This is a genomic window from Pseudomonas sp. GM49 (genome assembly GCF_000282355.1).
GTDB lineage: Bacteria > Pseudomonadota > Gammaproteobacteria > Pseudomonadales > Pseudomonadaceae > Aquipseudomonas.
Map to the genome: position 1 here is coordinate 41,945 of NZ_AKJL01000272.1, position 14,589 is coordinate 56,533.

At 60.6% G+C, this 14,589-nt stretch carries 17 protein-coding genes; 8 read left to right on the forward strand and 9 right to left on the reverse strand.

The genetic code is table 11. The annotated features are described in order from the left end of the window. Positions 1-31: 31 nt before the first annotated feature. The 7 genes from zur (at position 32) to PMI29_RS05905 (ending at position 5,678) form a co-directional block, all read left to right on the forward strand. On the forward strand, positions 32-514 hold the full coding sequence (gene zur / locus PMI29_RS05935; protein WP_008002200.1) for a zinc uptake transcriptional repressor Zur: 483 nt from the start codon (positions 32-34) through the stop codon (positions 512-514). After that, complete coding sequence (gene znuC, locus PMI29_RS05930; protein ID WP_008002203.1) at positions 514-1,299, forward strand: zinc ABC transporter ATP-binding protein ZnuC; 786 nt, start codon at positions 514-516, stop codon at positions 1,297-1,299. Before zur ends, znuC begins: the two co-directional genes overlap by 1 nt. Beyond that, positions 1,292-2,080: a zinc ABC transporter permease subunit ZnuB gene (znuB, locus tag PMI29_RS05925; RefSeq protein ID WP_008002205.1), complete on the forward strand. Its 789-nt coding sequence runs from the start codon at positions 1,292-1,294 to the stop codon at positions 2,078-2,080. The genes znuC and znuB overlap by 8 nt, the downstream gene beginning before the upstream one ends. A 37-nt stretch (positions 2,081-2,117) precedes the next feature. Continuing rightward, the gene (locus PMI29_RS05920; RefSeq protein ID WP_008002208.1) at positions 2,118-2,834 is read left to right on the forward strand and encodes a PA5502 family lipoprotein; all 717 of its coding nucleotides are present in this window, start codon (positions 2,118-2,120) and stop codon (positions 2,832-2,834) included. A 329-nt stretch (positions 2,835-3,163) separates the two neighbouring features. Then, positions 3,164-4,171, forward strand: coding sequence for a methionine ABC transporter ATP-binding protein (locus tag PMI29_RS05915; RefSeq protein WP_008002210.1), 1,008 nt, complete (start codon positions 3,164-3,166; stop codon positions 4,169-4,171). Then, entirely contained in the window at positions 4,171-4,845 is a 675-nt protein-coding gene (locus PMI29_RS05910) for a methionine ABC transporter permease (protein ID WP_008002212.1), read from the forward strand. Before PMI29_RS05915 ends, PMI29_RS05910 begins: the two co-directional genes overlap by 1 nt. A 62-nt stretch (positions 4,846-4,907) precedes the next feature. Then, entirely contained in the window at positions 4,908-5,678 is a 771-nt protein-coding gene (locus PMI29_RS05905) for a MetQ/NlpA family ABC transporter substrate-binding protein (protein WP_008002214.1), read from the forward strand. A gap of 165 nt (positions 5,679-5,843) precedes the next feature. Here PMI29_RS05905 and PMI29_RS05900 read toward each other — a convergent pair whose 3' ends face one another. Genes PMI29_RS05900 through PMI29_RS05880 form a run of 5 tightly spaced genes read right to left on the reverse strand, consistent with a single transcriptional unit; the run spans position 5,844 to position 9,743 of the window. Then, entirely contained in the window at positions 5,844-6,479 is a 636-nt protein-coding gene (locus PMI29_RS05900; protein ID WP_008002216.1) for an SCO family protein, read from the reverse strand. Next, positions 6,476-7,375: a heme o synthase gene (gene cyoE, locus PMI29_RS05895; protein ID WP_008002219.1), complete on the reverse strand. Its 900-nt coding sequence runs from the start codon at positions 7,373-7,375 to the stop codon at positions 6,476-6,478. The genes PMI29_RS05900 and cyoE overlap by 4 nt, the downstream gene beginning before the upstream one ends. After that, on the reverse strand, positions 7,363-8,433 hold the full coding sequence (locus tag PMI29_RS05890) for a COX15/CtaA family protein (RefSeq protein WP_008002221.1): 1,071 nt from the start codon (positions 8,431-8,433) through the stop codon (positions 7,363-7,365). Before PMI29_RS05890 ends, cyoE begins: the two co-directional genes overlap by 13 nt. 10 nt (positions 8,434-8,443) lie before the next feature. Continuing rightward, positions 8,444-9,037, reverse strand: coding sequence for a hypothetical protein (locus PMI29_RS05885; protein ID WP_008002224.1), 594 nt, complete (start codon positions 9,035-9,037; stop codon positions 8,444-8,446). Continuing rightward, on the reverse strand, positions 9,003-9,743 hold the full coding sequence (locus PMI29_RS05880; protein WP_008002226.1) for an SURF1 family protein: 741 nt from the start codon (positions 9,741-9,743) through the stop codon (positions 9,003-9,005). Before PMI29_RS05880 ends, PMI29_RS05885 begins: the two co-directional genes overlap by 35 nt. Before the next feature lie 71 nt (positions 9,744-9,814). Here PMI29_RS05880 and PMI29_RS05875 point away from each other — a divergent pair, with 71 nt between their 5' ends. Then, positions 9,815-10,018, forward strand: coding sequence for a twin transmembrane helix small protein (locus tag PMI29_RS05875; protein ID WP_007969817.1), 204 nt, complete (start codon positions 9,815-9,817; stop codon positions 10,016-10,018). Between the two features lie 19 nt (positions 10,019-10,037). On the opposite strand, the gene PMI29_RS05870 is transcribed toward PMI29_RS05875, so the two are convergent. The 4 genes from PMI29_RS05870 to coxB form a co-directional block, all read right to left on the reverse strand. Then, complete coding sequence (locus PMI29_RS05870) at positions 10,038-10,925, reverse strand: cytochrome c oxidase subunit 3 (RefSeq protein WP_008002228.1); 888 nt, start codon at positions 10,923-10,925, stop codon at positions 10,038-10,040. A 25-nt stretch (positions 10,926-10,950) separates the two neighbouring features. Then, positions 10,951-11,502 (reverse strand): cytochrome c oxidase assembly protein, encoded by a 552-nt coding sequence (locus tag PMI29_RS05865; protein WP_008002230.1) that lies wholly within the window; start codon positions 11,500-11,502, stop codon positions 10,951-10,953. A gap of 117 nt (positions 11,503-11,619) precedes the next feature. Then, entirely contained in the window at positions 11,620-13,212 is a 1,593-nt protein-coding gene (gene ctaD / locus PMI29_RS05860) for a cytochrome c oxidase subunit I (protein WP_008002232.1), read from the reverse strand. Between the two features lie 82 nt (positions 13,213-13,294). Continuing rightward, positions 13,295-14,422 carry a cytochrome c oxidase subunit II gene (gene coxB / locus PMI29_RS05855; protein ID WP_008002234.1) on the reverse strand — a complete coding sequence of 376 codons (1,128 nt, stop codon included), beginning with the start codon at positions 14,420-14,422 and terminating at the stop codon, positions 13,295-13,297. Between the last annotated feature and the right edge of the window lie 167 nt (positions 14,423-14,589).

Genomic DNA, 14,589 nt, shown 5'->3' on the forward strand with positions numbered 1-14,589 from the left:
ATAACGTCTCTCACAAAACTCGTCGCCGCTCATGCTAAAAACACCGATTGCCAGCCGTCCCCACGACCACTCACATTGCGTTCACAGCGCTTTGTCCGAGGCTGATGCACTGTGCGCACGTCAAGGCCTGCGCCTGACCGCATTGCGTCGGCGGGTGCTGGAACTGGTGTGGCAAAGCCACAAGCCCCTGGGTGCCTACGACATTCTTGCGGTCCTCAGCGAGCAGGACGGCCGCCGCGCCGCGCCGCCGACGGTGTATCGCGCGCTGGATTTCCTGCTGGAAAACGGCCTGGTCCATCGGATTTCCTCGCTCAACGCCTTCATCGGCTGCAATCACCCGGAACATGCTCACCAGGGTCAGTTCCTGATCTGCCGCATGTGCCACGCCGCGATCGAACTTGAGCAAAAATCCATCAGCGACGCGATCATCGCCAGTGCCAGGGATGTCGGGTTTATCGTCGAAGGCCAGACCGTCGAAGTGATCGGTCTCTGCTCGGGTTGCCAGGGGGCTTGATGAGCAACGCGCTGATTCGTCTTGAGCAGGTTGCGGTCACGTTCGCCGGGCAACCGGTGCTGGACAACATCGAGCTGAGTGTCGAGCCGGGGCAGATCGTGACCCTGATCGGCCCCAACGGCGCCGGCAAAACCACACTGGTGCGTGCCGTGCTCGGCCTGTTGAAACCGGACAGCGGCAGCGTCTGGCGCAAGCCGAAACTGCGGGTTGGTTACATGCCGCAAAAACTTCACGTCGATCCGACCCTCCCGCTGTCGGTCCTGCGTTTCTTGCGCCTGGTGCCGGGCGTGGACCGTGCGATGGCCTTGGCGGCACTCAAGGAAGTCGGTGCCGAACAGGTAATCGACAGCCCGGTGCAAAGCGTTTCCGGTGGCGAAATGCAACGCGTGTTGCTGGCCCGGGCCTTGTTGCGCGAACCGGAACTGCTGGTACTCGACGAACCGGTACAGGGTGTCGACGTGGCCGGCCAGGCTGAGCTGTACAGCCTGATCACCCGCCTGCGTGACCGTCACGGTTGTGGCGTGCTGATGGTCTCCCACGATTTGCATCTGGTGATGAGCACCACGGACCAGGTGGTTTGTCTCAATCGTCACGTCTGCTGTTCCGGCCATCCCGAGCAGGTCAGCGGCGATCCGGCTTTCGTCGAGCTGTTCGGAAAGAACGCACAAAGCCTGGCGATTTATCACCACCATCACGACCACGCCCACGACCTGCATGGCTCGGTGGTCAAGGCGCCCGCGGCGGGCCAACCCCATGTACACGGAGATAGCTGCAAGCATGGCTGATTTTCTGCTCTACGCCCTGCTTGCAGGCTTGGCCCTGGCCGTCGTCGCAGGCCCGTTGGGGTCTTTCGTGGTCTGGCGGCGCATGGCCTATTTCGGCGACACCCTGTCCCACGCCGCATTGCTCGGCGTGGCCCTGGGCTTCCTGCTGGATGTCAGCCCGACCGTTGCCGTGACCGTTGGCTGCTTGCTGTTGGCGGTGTTGCTGGTGACTTTGCAACAACGCCAGCCACTGGCATCCGACACACTTCTGGGAATTCTTGCACCCAGCACGCTCTCCCTGGGCCTGGTGGTACTAAGCTTCATGCACGAAGTGCGGATCGACCTGATGGCCTATCTGTTCGGCGACCTGCTGGCGATCAGTCCGACCGATCTGGCCTGGATCCTGGGCGGCAGCGCTGCGGTACTGGTCTTGCTGGTTTCGTTGTGGCGCCCATTGCTGGCGATCACCGTGCATGAAGAACTGGCCAGGGTCGAAGGTTTGCCCGTGGCGGGATTGCGCCTGGCCCTGATGCTGTTGATCGCCGTGGTGATTGCCGTGGCGATGAAAATCGTCGGCGTATTGCTGATCACTTCATTGCTGATCATCCCGGCCGCTGCGGCACAACGTCACGCCCGCTCGCCGGAACAGATGGCACTGGGCGCGAGCTTGCTGGGCATACTCGCCGTGTGTGGCGGGCTGGCGCTGTCCTGGTTCAAGGACACCCCGGCCGGCCCGTCAATTGTAGTCACGGCCGCCGTGCTGTTTCTGCTGAGTTTTGTTCTGCCCCGTCGAGGGGTGTAGACTTGCTCGTTTTTTGCGCAAATAGAGAGTCGCAGGAATGAAGTCGTTCGCCTCCCGTTATCTGCTCCTTGTCGCATTTTCTTTGCTGCTGGGCGCCTGCCAAAGCACGCCACCGGCGGCCACCGAGGCTGCCGATGCACGGGCCGCGGCCATCGTACAGCTGGAACAAAACATCGCCGGCGATGAACTGGCCACCGCCGAAGACCAGTTGGCAGCCTTGCAGGCCGAATCGCCCAACGATGCGTCCCTTGAGCAATACCAGCGGCAACTGGCCGAAGCCTACCTGCGCCGCAGCCAGATCGTGCTGCAAAAGGGTGACGTGGATGCCGCCGCGACCGCCCTGAGCCGTGCCCGCGCGCTGATGCCCAAGGCTCCGGCATTGACCGGCGGAGTCAACGGCTCGATTGCCGAGGCGCGCAAGGCCGAGCTGGAAAAGGCCGAAGCCGCCCTCAAGGCTGCCGAAGCCAAGCCCAAAGCCAAGGTGATCGATCTGACGGCTGAAAGCACCACAGTCGCGCTGAACATCAACGACATGGGCAAACTGCGTCGCCAACTGGATGCGATCGCCGCCGATGTGGTGAACTTTCAGTGCGACGTGAGCATTCAGGCGCCGCGCACCAACGATTACCCTTGGCTGGCTAATTTGCTGACCAAACGGGTGAACAAGCTCGATCCTGAGTTTGATCTGAAGCTGGAGCGGCAGATTTTGCGCAGTGTTCCGGCGCAGATGGTCCTGAGCCCGCGCAAACCCTGAAAAGCTTCGTCGGAACGCCGCCCGGAGCAAGCCCGCTCCCACAATGTCCGAGTTAGCCACAACGTAAGTGACAAACCTAGAATCCTGTGGGAGCGGGCTTGCCCGCGAAGGCGTCCTATCTGGCAGTAAAACTCTCAGGCCGGAATCGCCTTGGCCTTCGCCTCCCGTCCCCAAATTTAGCCATTCCTTTTTTCTGACCTTTGATCGCGTTATTGCCAAATGACAGGACAAATGCGAAATAAATGCTAAGAACCTCTATACGGACAGGCTAAAATGCGCGCCCGGCTAACCGCTGATCCTTTTCTAACGCGCCCCACAAGGTTCGCTACGTGATCGAGTTTCAAAACGTCCACAAAACCTACCGCGTCGCCGGTAAGGAAATCCCCGCCCTGCATCCGACCAGTCTGACGATTGAGAACGGGCAGGTTTTTGGCTTGATCGGTCATTCCGGTGCAGGAAAAAGTACCCTGCTGCGTCTGATCAATCGCCTGGAAAACGCCAGTGGCGGCAAGATCACCGTCGACGGTGAAGAAGTCACCGCTCTCGACGCCAACGGCCTGCGACGTTTCCGTCAGCAGGTCGGGATGATTTTCCAGCACTTCAACCTGCTGGCCTCCAAGACCGTCGCCGACAACGTCGCGCTGCCACTGACCCTGGCCGGCGAGCTGTCGCGCAGCGAGATCGACTCCCGCGTGGCCGAGTTGCTGGCACGGGTCGGCTTGTCCGACCACGCGAAAAAGTACCCGGCGCAATTGTCCGGCGGGCAGAAGCAGCGTGTCGGCATTGCCCGCGCCCTGGCGACCAAGCCGAAAATTTTGCTGTGCGATGAAGCCACCAGCGCCCTCGACCCGCAAACCACGGCATCTGTGTTGCAATTGCTGGCCGAGATCAACCGCGAGCTGAAACTGACTATCGTGTTGATCACCCACGAGATGGACGTGATCCGCCGGGTCTGCGACCAGGTCGCGGTGATGGACGCCGGCGTGATCGTCGAGCAAGGCTCGGTGGCCGAGGTGTTCCTGCATCCGAAGCACCCGACCACCAAGCGCTTCGTGCAGGAAGACGAGCAGATCGACGAAAACGAACAGCGTGACGACTTCGCTCACGTGCCGGGGCGCATCTTGCGCCTGACCTTCCAGGGCGAAGCGACCTACGCGCCATTGCTGGGCACCGTCGCCCGGGAAACCGGTGTGGACTACAGCATCCTCGCCGGTCGCATCGACCGCATCAAAGACATCCCTTACGGGCAACTGACCCTGGCCGTCACTGGCGGTGACATGGAAGCGGCGTTCGCCCGCTTCACCGCAGCCGACGTTCACATGGAGGTGCTGCGTTAATGGAAGCCCTGACAAGTTTCTTCGCCAATATCGACTGGTTCGAAATCTGGCTGGCCACTGGCGACACCTTGCTGATGCTTGGCGGTTCGCTGTTGTTCACCGTGCTGCTCGGCTTGCCGCTGGGCGTGCTGCTGTTCTTGTGCAGCCCGCGCCAGTTGCTGGAAGCCAAAGGCGTCTACGCGATGTTGTCGCTGGTGGTGAACATTCTGCGCTCGCTGCCGTTCATCATCCTGTTGATCGTGATGATTCCGTTCACCGTGTTGATCACCGGCACGTCCCTCGGTGTCGCGGGGGCGATCCCGCCGCTGGTGGTGGGTGCCACGCCGTTCTTCGCCCGTCTGGTGGAAACCGCCCTGCGTGAAGTGGATCGCGGCATCATCGAAGCGACCCAGGCCATGGGTGCAACCACACGGCAGATCATCACCAATGCCTTGCTGCCGGAGGCTCGTCCGGGCATCTTCGCGGCGATTACGGTGACAGCCATTACACTGGTGTCCTACACGGCGATGGCCGGAGTCGTGGGCGCCGGTGGTCTGGGTGACCTGGCGATCCGCTTCGGTTACCAGCGTTTCCAGACCGATGTGATGGTGGTGACAGTGGTGTTGCTGCTGGTTCTGGTCCAGGTACTGCAAACCGTTGGCGACAAACTGGTTGTGCATTTCTCCCGTAAATAAGACATGAGCCGGCCATTCGCTGGCAGGCGCCGCAAGCCGGCGCCGCACAAGGAGTTAGCTGAATGAAAAAACTACTCGTGGCCTTCGCGGCCGTTGCCGCGTTCTCTGCCCACGCTGAAACCCTGACCGTCGCGGCCACCCCGGTGCCACACGCCGAGATCCTCGAATTCGTGAAGCCAGCCCTGGCCAAAGAAGGTGTGGACCTGAAGGTCAAAGTCTTCACCGACTACATCCAGCCGAACGTACAGGTCGCGGAAAAGCGCCTGGACGCCAACTTCTTCCAGCACCAGCCGTACCTGGATGAGTTCAACAAGGCCAAGGGTACCCACCTGGTTTCCGTGGCTGGCGTGCATCTGGAACCCCTGGGCGCTTACTCCAGCAAGTACAAGACCCTCGCCGAGCTGCCTGGCGGTGCCAACGTGGTCATCCCGAACGATGCCACCAACGGCGGCCGCGCACTGTTGCTGATGGCCAAGGCCGGCCTGATCAAGTTGAAGGATTCGAACAACATCCTGTCGACCGTGAAGGACATCACCGAGAACACCAAGGACCTGAAAATCCGTGAGCTGGAAGCCGCGACCATCCCGCGCGTGCTGACCCAGGTCGACCTGGCGCTGATCAACACCAACTACGCGCTGGAAGCCAAGCTCGATCCGGCCAAAGATGCGCTGGTGATCGAAGGCAGCGACTCGCCCTACGTGAACATCCTGGTTGCCCGTTCGGACGACAAGGACAGCGATGCGATGAAGAAACTGGTTACTGCCCTGCACAGCCCGGAAGTGAAAGCCTTCATCCTCGAGAAGTACAAAGGCGCGGTGGTGCCGGCGTTCTGATCTGATTCGGCAAAAAAATGGGGCGCATTGAATGCGCCCCTTTTTTTATGCCTGAAACACGGCCCCTTGTAGGAGCGAGCTTGCTCGCGAAGGTGTGTCAGCCACTGTGATGTCGACTGACACTCCATCGCGAGCAAGCTCGCTCCTACAGAGGGATTGTGGCGCTTAATTACGCTTGAGCATCACCGGCAACTGCGCCACCAGCTTCGCATTATTCAAAGGCGCCCGAATAAACCCGCGCTGGGTGCCATCCGGCCCGATCACCGCGAGGTTACCGCTGTGGTCAACGGTGTAGTTCGGCTTGCTGGTGTCCGCCGGAATGTACGGAATGCTCACCGCGTTGGCGACCTTTTGCAGCTCTTCGGTCGAGGCCGGGGTCAGGCCGATGAACTGCGGGTCGAAGTAGCCCAGGTACTGCTTGAGCTGCTTGGGTGTATCGCGATTGGGGTCGATGCTGACCAGCACGATTTGCAGTTTATCCACGGCCTCTGGCGGCAACTCGCTTTTGATCTGTCGCAGTTGGGCGAGGGTGGTCGGGCAGATGTCCGGGCAGAAGGTGTAGCCGAAGAACAGCAGGCTCCACTTGCCCTTCAACTCATTGATCGTGATCGGCTGGCCGTCCTGATTGGTCATCGTCACGTCCGGCAGATTACGGCTCTGCGGCAGCAAAATGATGCCGGCGTCGATCAGCGCCGTCGGATCGCCCTGGTTTTTCCCGGACAGTACCTTGTTGACGGTCAGGCCCAGGATCAGCGCGATCAGGGCGACGAGTATGAAGACGGTTTTCTGGGTTCGAGTCATAGGTTCAACAGTAAGTAGTGGTCTACGAGCAGGGCGATAAACAGCAGGAACAAGTAGTAAATAGAGTACTTGAACGTGTTGATCGCCGCGTGCGGCCGAGTGCCACGGTACAGCACCACGGCCCAATGCAGAAACCGCGCGCCCAGCCCGAGCGCGCAGACCAGGTAGAGCGTGCCGCTCATGTGGATCACATAAGGCATCAGGCTGACGGCGAGCAGCGCGAAGGTATAAAGCAGGATATGAACCTTGGTGTAGTGCTCGCCATGGGTGACCGGCAGCATCGGGATGTCGGCCTTGGCATATTCCTCCTTGCGATGGATCGCCAGCGCCCAGAAGTGTGGCGGGGTCCAGGCGAAGATGATCAGCACCAGCAGCAGCGGCTCGGCGCTGACATGACCAGTGGCGGCGGTCCAGCCGAGCAATGGTGGCGCGGCACCGGCCAGACCACCGATGACGATGTTCTGCGGAGTCGCGCGCTTGAGGAATCCGGTGTAAATCACCGCATAGCCAAGCAACGAGGCGAGGGTCAGCCACGCGGTCAGCGGGTTGGTAAACGCCAGCAGCATGGCTTGCCCGAGGGCGGCCAGTACCAACGCGAACGTCAACGCGGCGGTCGGCGAAACCCGGCCTTCGGCGAGCGGCCGTTTGTGGGTGCGCGCCATGATCGCGTCGATGCGCCGGTCCACCACATGATTGACCGCCGCCGCGCCACCGGCACACAGGGCGATGCCCAGGTTGCCGAAGATCAGCACCGTCCACGGCACCCCGGCGCGGGTTGCGAGGAACATCCCCACCAGTGAAGTGATGAGCATCAGCACCACGACTTTGGGTTTGGTCAGTTCCAGGTAGTCACGCCAGATCGCCTGACTGGGACGTTCGCCGATCAGAATCGCCATGGCATCTCTCCTTTTATTGTTATGGGCCCGGCTGAGTGTTTACGCGGGCTGAAGTGCCAGCGCGCTTGCTTGACCCGGACCAGACTGGTTCGGGCGTGATAATTAACCAACACCATGGTCAGCAACAGCGCCGCGCCGCCCGCGTTATGTGCGACGGCCACCGGCAGCGGCAGATGGAACAGCACGTTGCTGATGCCCAGGGTGATTTGTGCGCCAAGGGCGATCAGCACCAGGCCTGCCAGGCGCGTCATGCCGACCGCCTTCAATTGCCAGGCCAGACCGAGCAATACCAGGGTGACCAGCAACGCGCCGATGCGATGGGTCAGATGAATGGCCGTGCGGGCGTCGCTGTCCAGTTGCCCGCCGAGGTAATTCGGGCCGATGTGTTGGGTCAGGTGAAAACCATTGGCGAAGTCGGCGGGCGGCAACCACTGGCCGTGACAGGTCGGAAAGTCGATGCAGGCCACGGCGGCGTAGTTGGAACTGACCCAGCCACCGAGGGCGATTTGCCCGATCACCAACAGCAGCCCCGCCGTCGCCCAGTACTGCAAGCGTCGTGGCACGGTCAGCGCCGGCAGTACGCCGGACAGGCGCAAGGTCAGCAAAAACAACAGGCTCAAGGTCGCGAAGCCGCCAAGCAAATGCCCGGTGACCACCTGCGGCCAGAGCTTGAGCGTTACCGTCCACATGCCGAACGCGGCTTGGCCAAGGACCACCGCCAGCAGGAACAACGGCAGCTTCACCGGTTGCCCCGGATGGCGGCGATGCACCCACGCACGACCGGCCAACACCGCGATCAACATCCCCAACGTACCGGCGAAGTAGCGGTGGATCATCTCGTTCCAGCCCTTGTGGGCCTCGACCGGCGCGTCCGGGAAATGCAATTCGGCATGGGCCAGCTGGACTTCGCTTTTCGGCACGCTGAGGAAGCCGTAGCAGCCAGGCCAGTCCGGGCAGCCGAGGCCGGCGTGGGTGAGGCGGGTGTAGGCGCCGAGCAACACCACAATCAGTGCCAGCAAGGTGGCAAACAGCGCGAGGCGAAATCCAGGTTTGGCCATGACGATGCCCTTATCCGATGTTCGACAGTTTCAGCAGGTGACGCAGGTCGTTGAGCAGGTCCTTGCCCTTCACCGACGGGTCGTAGCGCAGCACCAGATTGCCATGAGGGTCGATGATCCAAAGGTGCGGCGCGTCATTGGTCTGAGCGCCTTTAGTGTAGGTCGGCAAGTCCAGTGAATAGCGTTGCAACTGCGGGTACTCGCGTTGAAGTTTAGTCTCGTAATCGCTGTTCAGCGTCTGCGCGGCGGCCAACGCATGGCTGGCGCGGGACGCATCGCGACCGAGGCCGATCTGGATCTGCCGCGCCAGATACACCAGTTGCTGGCAGTCCACTGCGCAATCCTTGGGCGCCGTCACCAGCATCTGCCAGCGATCGTCCTGCGCCTGCACGCCAATATCGGCGCGGGTCTGGCCGTTGCCGATCAGTTCGCCGTGATAGATGCGGCCCTCGGGCACCCAGAAATTCAGCTTGTACATGCCGGTGGCGAGGATCATCGGACCGATTACCCCGAAAAGTATCAGCAGCAGTTGCAAGCGGCCCTTGCGCCGGTTCACCGACGGTTTCGCCTCAGACATGCTGGGTGGATTCATGGCCGCTCCCATGGTGTTTCTCCTTTGCGTTGTGCCAGCCGAGATAGAGATAAAGACCGAACAGGGCGATCGCCATGGCGAACCACTGCACGGCATAAGCGCTGTGTTTTTCCGGGCCCATGGCGACCACCGGCCAGTCGGCTTGATAGGTGGCGGGGCCGGTTTCGGCGCGTAGTTCGTAGGCAAAGCCTTCGCGGTTCAGTGCCGTCCAGAGCCTGGTTGGCTCAACGGCCGTAATCAGCTTCGGCCATGTCAACGTTGTGGGATCTGCGTGCAATTGGAACGTCACACCGGGGGAGACGTAGACCCACGCGTCGAGGCTGACTGCTTCGGCAGGCGTGTTGAATTGCGGTGGTGTGCGGCGGTCCGGCCAGGGCAACCAGCCGCGATTGACCAGCAGCCAAAGCCCGGTGGCCTGATCGTGAAACGGTTGCAACAGCTCGACGCCAACCTTGCCGTTGCGTTGACTGTTGTCCAGCAACAGGCTGTGGGCGGCATCGAACTCGCCATGCAGGCGAACCCGGCGGAAGGCCGGGTCCTGAGTATGTTGCAGCTCGGAGCTGGCCATCGGCTCGGCGGCGCGGCGTTCGGCGTAGGTTTGCAGTAGCGCGCTTTTCTCCGCGCCCCGGCTCAATTGCCAGAACCCCAGGGACACCAGCAGCGGCAGCAACAGCGCCACCATCAGCGTTGGCACGATTCCCGGCCGAAAGCGCTTCATGGCATCGCCAGAAAGTCGGTCATCGCGATAGCTATACTTAAGAGCATCGCTTGTCCCCCCGGAGTCTCACCATGCTCAAAGCAGCCATCGTCCTGATGCTGATTGCCACGGTTGTCAGCCTGTTCAGCGGCCTGTTTTTTCTGGTCAAGGACGACAGCCGCTCAAACCGCCTCGTCATTGCCTTGAGTGTTCGTGTGACCTTGGCCGCCATTACCCTCGGTTTGATCACCTGGGGCTTTTTCAGCGGCCAGTTGGTGTCGCACGCCCCGTGGTAGCTCGCTCCTACAAGCTGCTTTAGAGCACATAGACGAAAACGAACAGTCCGATCCACACCACATCCACGAAGTGCCAGTACCAACTCGCCGCTTCGAAGCCGAACTGGTGATCGCCGTCGAAGTGCCCGCGCATGATCCGCATCAGCATCACGAACAGGATGATGGTGCCGATGGTCACGTGGGCACCATGGAACCCGGTGAGCATGAAGAACGTCGCGCCGTAGATGCCCGAACCCAGGGTCAGGCCCAGTTCGCGGTAGGCGTGCATGTACTCTTCAGCCTGGAAAGTGAGGAACCCGCAGCCCAGCAACACGGTGATCGCCAACCACAATTTCAGTGCGCCGCGATGGCCCTTTTTCAAGGCATGGTGGGCGATGGTCACGGTCACGCTGGAGCTCACCAGCAACACGGTGTTGAGCAGCGGCAGACCCCAGGGGCTGATGACCTCCTTGGGTGGCGGGAACAGTTTCGAGTCGGGGTTGTTCAGCAGCGGCCAGGTGAACTGGAAGTTCGGCCACAGCATGTGCGCGATGCCCTTGGCGCCGTCACCGCCGAGGGCCGGGCCGGAAATGTTACGCACATAAAACAGTGCACCGAAGAAGGCGATGAAGAACATCACCTCCGAGAAAATGAACCAACTCATGCCCCAGCGAAACGAGCGATCCATTTGCGGGCTGTACAAACCGCCGCGACTTTCCTTGATCACAGTGCCGAACCAGCCGAACAGCATGTAGGCCAGCAGCAGCCCGCCGACGAAAAAGATCAGCGGCCCGTGGGATTCGGGGCGCGCCGCTTTCAGATCGTTGAACCAGGTAGCCAGGCCGTACACGGTGGTGACCATGCCGAGCGTGGCGATGATCGGCCATTTGCTCTGGGCGGGAACGTAATAATGTTCATGAGTTGCCATTTATTGTTCTCCTTATCGGGCACGCTCAGCCGCCAGTGTTTACAGCTACCGGTGGATGTCGGGCGGTGATATCGAACAGCGTGTAAGACAGCGTCAGGTGCTTCACATCCTTGGGCATGTCACGGTCAACGATGAAACGTACCGGCATCTCGATCCGTTGACCGGGCTGCAGCACTTGCTGGGTAAAGCAGAAACATTCGGTCTTGTGGAAGTACGCCGCCGCCGCGCTGGGCGCGATGCTCGGCACTGCCTGGGCGCTCATAGGGCGGTCGGTGGGGTTATGCGCAATGAAGATCATCTCGTTCACTGCCCCAGGGTTGGCCGTCAATTCCTCACCCTTGGGATAGAAATCCCAGGGCATGTCGGCGGAATTGGTTGAAAGAAACTGCACGCGCACCTGCCGCGAGGTGTCGACCGTCTGCTCACCCTCGTACTGCCCGGCAGTTTTGCCATTGATGCCGAAGGCCTTGCACATCACGTCGTAGATCGGCACCAGCGCAAACCCGAACACAAACATCGCTACCACCACCAGCAACAGGCGGGTGACCAGTTTCTTCAACGAAATCGAGTCAGCCATGATTTCGAACCTCCACACCACCCCCTGTAGGAGCGAGCTTGCTCGCGATAGCGGTGTGTCTGACACACCGAGTTGGCCCTATCGCGAGCAAGCTCGCTCCCACAGAAGGGCAGGTGTTCATTTCACTTCCGGCGGCGTGGTGAAGGTGTGATACGGCGCCGGCGACGGAATACTCCACTCCAGGCCTTCAGCCCCGTCCCACGGTTTGGCCGGTGCTGGCGGACCGCCGCGAATGGTCTTGATCACGATGAACAGGAAGAAGATCTGCGTGGCGCCGAACATGAATGCACCAATCGACGACACCATGTTGAAGTCGGCGAATTGAAGGTTGTAGTCCGGAATTCGCCGCGGCATGCCCGCCAGTCCCACGAAGTGCATCGGGAAGAAGGCCATGTTCATGCCGATGAACGATAGCCAGAAATGCAGCTTGCCGAGGGTTTCGTCGTACATGTGGCCGGTCCACTTCGGCAGCCAGTAGTAGGCCGAGGCGAAGATCCCGAAGATCGCCCCCGGCACCAGTACATAGTGGAAGTGCGCGACCACGAAGTAGGTGTCCTGGTACTGGAAATCCGCCGGGGCGATGGCCAGCATCAACCCGGAGAACCCGCCGATGGAGAACAGGATCACGAACGCCACGGCGAACAGCATCGGCGTCTCGAAGGTCAGCGAGCCTTGCCACATGGTGCTGGCCCAGTTGAACACCTTCACGCCAGTTGGCACCGCAATCAGCAGCGTGGCATACATGAAGAACAGCTCGCCCACCAGCGGAATGCCGACCACGAACATGTGGTGCGCCCAGACGATGAACGACAGGAACGCGATACTCGCCGTGGCGTAGACCATCGACGTGTAGCCGAACAATGGCTTGCGCGAAAAGGCCGGAATGATCGAGCTGACGGCACCGAACGCCGGCAGGATCATGATGTACACCTCGGGGTGGCCGAAGAACCAGAACACATGCTGGAACAGCACCGGGTCACCGCCACCGGCGGCACTGAAGAAGCTGGTGCCGAAGTGGATGTCCATCAGCATCATGGTCACGCAGCCCGCCAGTACCGGCATCACCGCGATCAACAGGAACGCGGTGATCAGCCAGGTCCAGACGAACAATGGCATTTTCATCAACGTCATGCCGGGGGCGCGCAGGTTGAGGATGGTGGCGATCACGTTGATCGCCCCCATGATCGAACTGATCCCCATCAAGTGAATGGCGAAGATGAAGAAGGTCACGCTTTCCGGCGCATAGGTCGTCGACAGCGGTGCATAGAAGGTCCAGCCGAAGTTCGGCCCGCCGCCGGAGGTGAACAGGGTCGATACCAGCAGCAGGAACGCTGCCGGCAACAGCCAGAAGCTGAAGTTGTTCATCCGCGGCAGGGCCATGTCCGGCGCGCCAATCATCAGCGGGATCATCCAGTTGGCGAGGCCGACGAAGGCCGGCATTACCGCACCGAAGACCATTACCAAGCCGTGCATGGTGGTCATCTGGTTGAAGAATTCCGGCTGGACGATTTGCAGCCCCGGCTGGAACAGCTCGGCGCGAATCACCATCGCGAACGAGCCGCCAAGCAGGAACATGGAGAATGCAAACCACAGGTACAGCGTGCCAATGTCCTTGTGGTTGGTGGTCAGCACCCAGCGCATCAAGCCTTTGGCGGGGCCGTGGGCGTGGTCGGTGGCGGTATGAACATGTTCATCGATTACAGCAGTCATGTTCTGTCTCCTGCAAACAGATGGGCTGGGCAGGCCGGGGTGCATAGCCCCGACCGGTTCCGTACGTGCGCAATAGACCGGGTCATTTGCTTTCCGCCTGTTTCAGCTCCAGCACTTCTTTAGGCGTGACCATGTCGCCTTTGTTGTTGCCCCAGGCATTACGTTCATAGGTCACGACCGCCGCGATATCGACTTCCGAGAGTTGCTTGCCGAACGCCGCCATCGCGGTGCCAGGCTTGCCGTGGAAGACAATGCTCAGGTGAGCCTCTTTCGGCCCGGTGGCGATTTTCGAACCCTTGAGTGCCGGGAACATCGGCGGCAGGCCCTGGCCTTCGGCCTGGTGACAGGCCACGCAGGTGGTGTGATAGATCTTGTCGCCGCGATCCTTGAGCTCGTCGAGCGTCCATTCCTTGCTGGTCAGCTCTTTGAGCTGTGCGGCCTCGACCTTGCGATCGGCCAGCCATTTTTCGTAATCGGCCTTTTCCTTGACCTCGACCACCGTCGGCATGAAGCCGTGATCCTTGCCGCACAACTCAGCGCACTGGCCACGGTAGATGCCGGGCTTGTCGATGCGGGTCCAGGCTTCGTTGACGAACCCGGGAATCGCGTCGCGCTTGACCGCGAAAGCCGGCACCCACCAGGAGTGGATCACGTCGGCGGAGGTCACCAGAAAGCGCACTTTGGTGCCGACCGGAAGCACCAATGGCTTGTCGACTTCGAGCAGATAGTGCTCGCCCTTGGCTTCCTTGTTGTGGATTTGATCTTGAGGGGTGGTCAGGTTGCTGAAGAATTCGACGTCCTGGCCCAGGTATTTGTAGTGCCACTTCCACTGGTAGCCGGTGACCTGGATATCGATCTCCGGCTCGCTGGCGTCGTACATCTTGATCAGGGTCGCGGTAGCGGGAACCGCCATGGCCACCAGGATCAGGAAGGGCACGATGGTCCAGAGGATTTCGACAGTGGTGCTTTCATGAAATTTGGCAGCCACCTGCCCGGTCGAGCGGCGGTGGAGAATCATCGACCAGAACATGGCACCAAAAACGATGATGCCGATCACCACACAGATCCAGAAAATGGTCATGTGCAGGTCGAATACTGCGTGACTGATTTCAGTCGCTCCAGGCGCCATATTCACAGTCCAGGCCGCTTGTGCCTGACTGAAAATCGACCACAACAGGAGGCCCATCCAGACATGTGGATGTCGCATCATTGCGGGTTCCCCTTATCGTTCTTGTTATCCCGCCGGCTTTCACCTGCGGCAAGGGAGCGGCTGTATCAGACTACGAACTTGAATCGCCGTGCCTTGCTGCATATGCAGTCGGGCGTCATCAGCTAACTCCATTCCAACCCGAGTATAGACAGCACCTCTGACCTCGC

What these genes read in the sequence shown, in the direction of transcription:
- zur (WP_008002200.1), top strand. Translation starts at nt 32, where the DNA reads ATGCTAAAAACACCGATTGCCAGCCGTCCCCACGACCACTCACATTGC.
- znuC (WP_008002203.1), top strand. Translation starts at nt 514, where the DNA reads ATGAGCAACGCGCTGATTCGTCTTGAGCAGGTTGCGGTCACGTTCGCC.
- znuB (WP_008002205.1), top strand. Translation starts at nt 1,292, where the DNA reads ATGGCTGATTTTCTGCTCTACGCCCTGCTTGCAGGCTTGGCCCTGGCC.
- PMI29_RS05920 (WP_008002208.1), top strand. Translation starts at nt 2,118, where the DNA reads ATGAAGTCGTTCGCCTCCCGTTATCTGCTCCTTGTCGCATTTTCTTTG.
- PMI29_RS05910 (WP_008002212.1), top strand. Translation starts at nt 4,171, where the DNA reads ATGGAAGCCCTGACAAGTTTCTTCGCCAATATCGACTGGTTCGAAATC.
- PMI29_RS05905 (WP_008002214.1), top strand. Translation starts at nt 4,908, where the DNA reads ATGAAAAAACTACTCGTGGCCTTCGCGGCCGTTGCCGCGTTCTCTGCC.
- PMI29_RS05900 (WP_008002216.1), bottom strand. Translation starts at nt 6,479, where the DNA reads ATGACTCGAACCCAGAAAACCGTCTTCATACTCGTCGCCCTGATCGCG.
- cyoE (WP_008002219.1), bottom strand. Translation starts at nt 7,375, where the DNA reads ATGGCGATTCTGATCGGCGAACGTCCCAGTCAGGCGATCTGGCGTGAC.
- PMI29_RS05890 (WP_008002221.1), bottom strand. Translation starts at nt 8,433, where the DNA reads ATGGCCAAACCTGGATTTCGCCTCGCGCTGTTTGCCACCTTGCTGGCA.
- PMI29_RS05885 (WP_008002224.1), bottom strand. Translation starts at nt 9,037, where the DNA reads ATGGGAGCGGCCATGAATCCACCCAGCATGTCTGAGGCGAAACCGTCG.
- PMI29_RS05880 (WP_008002226.1), bottom strand. Translation starts at nt 9,743, where the DNA reads ATGAAGCGCTTTCGGCCGGGAATCGTGCCAACGCTGATGGTGGCGCTG.
- PMI29_RS05875 (WP_007969817.1), top strand. Translation starts at nt 9,815, where the DNA reads ATGCTCAAAGCAGCCATCGTCCTGATGCTGATTGCCACGGTTGTCAGC.
- PMI29_RS05870 (WP_008002228.1), bottom strand. Translation starts at nt 10,925, where the DNA reads ATGGCAACTCATGAACATTATTACGTTCCCGCCCAGAGCAAATGGCCG.
- PMI29_RS05865 (WP_008002230.1), bottom strand. Translation starts at nt 11,502, where the DNA reads ATGGCTGACTCGATTTCGTTGAAGAAACTGGTCACCCGCCTGTTGCTG.
- ctaD (WP_008002232.1), bottom strand. Translation starts at nt 13,212, where the DNA reads ATGACTGCTGTAATCGATGAACATGTTCATACCGCCACCGACCACGCC.
- coxB (WP_008002234.1), bottom strand. Translation starts at nt 14,422, where the DNA reads ATGATGCGACATCCACATGTCTGGATGGGCCTCCTGTTGTGGTCGATT.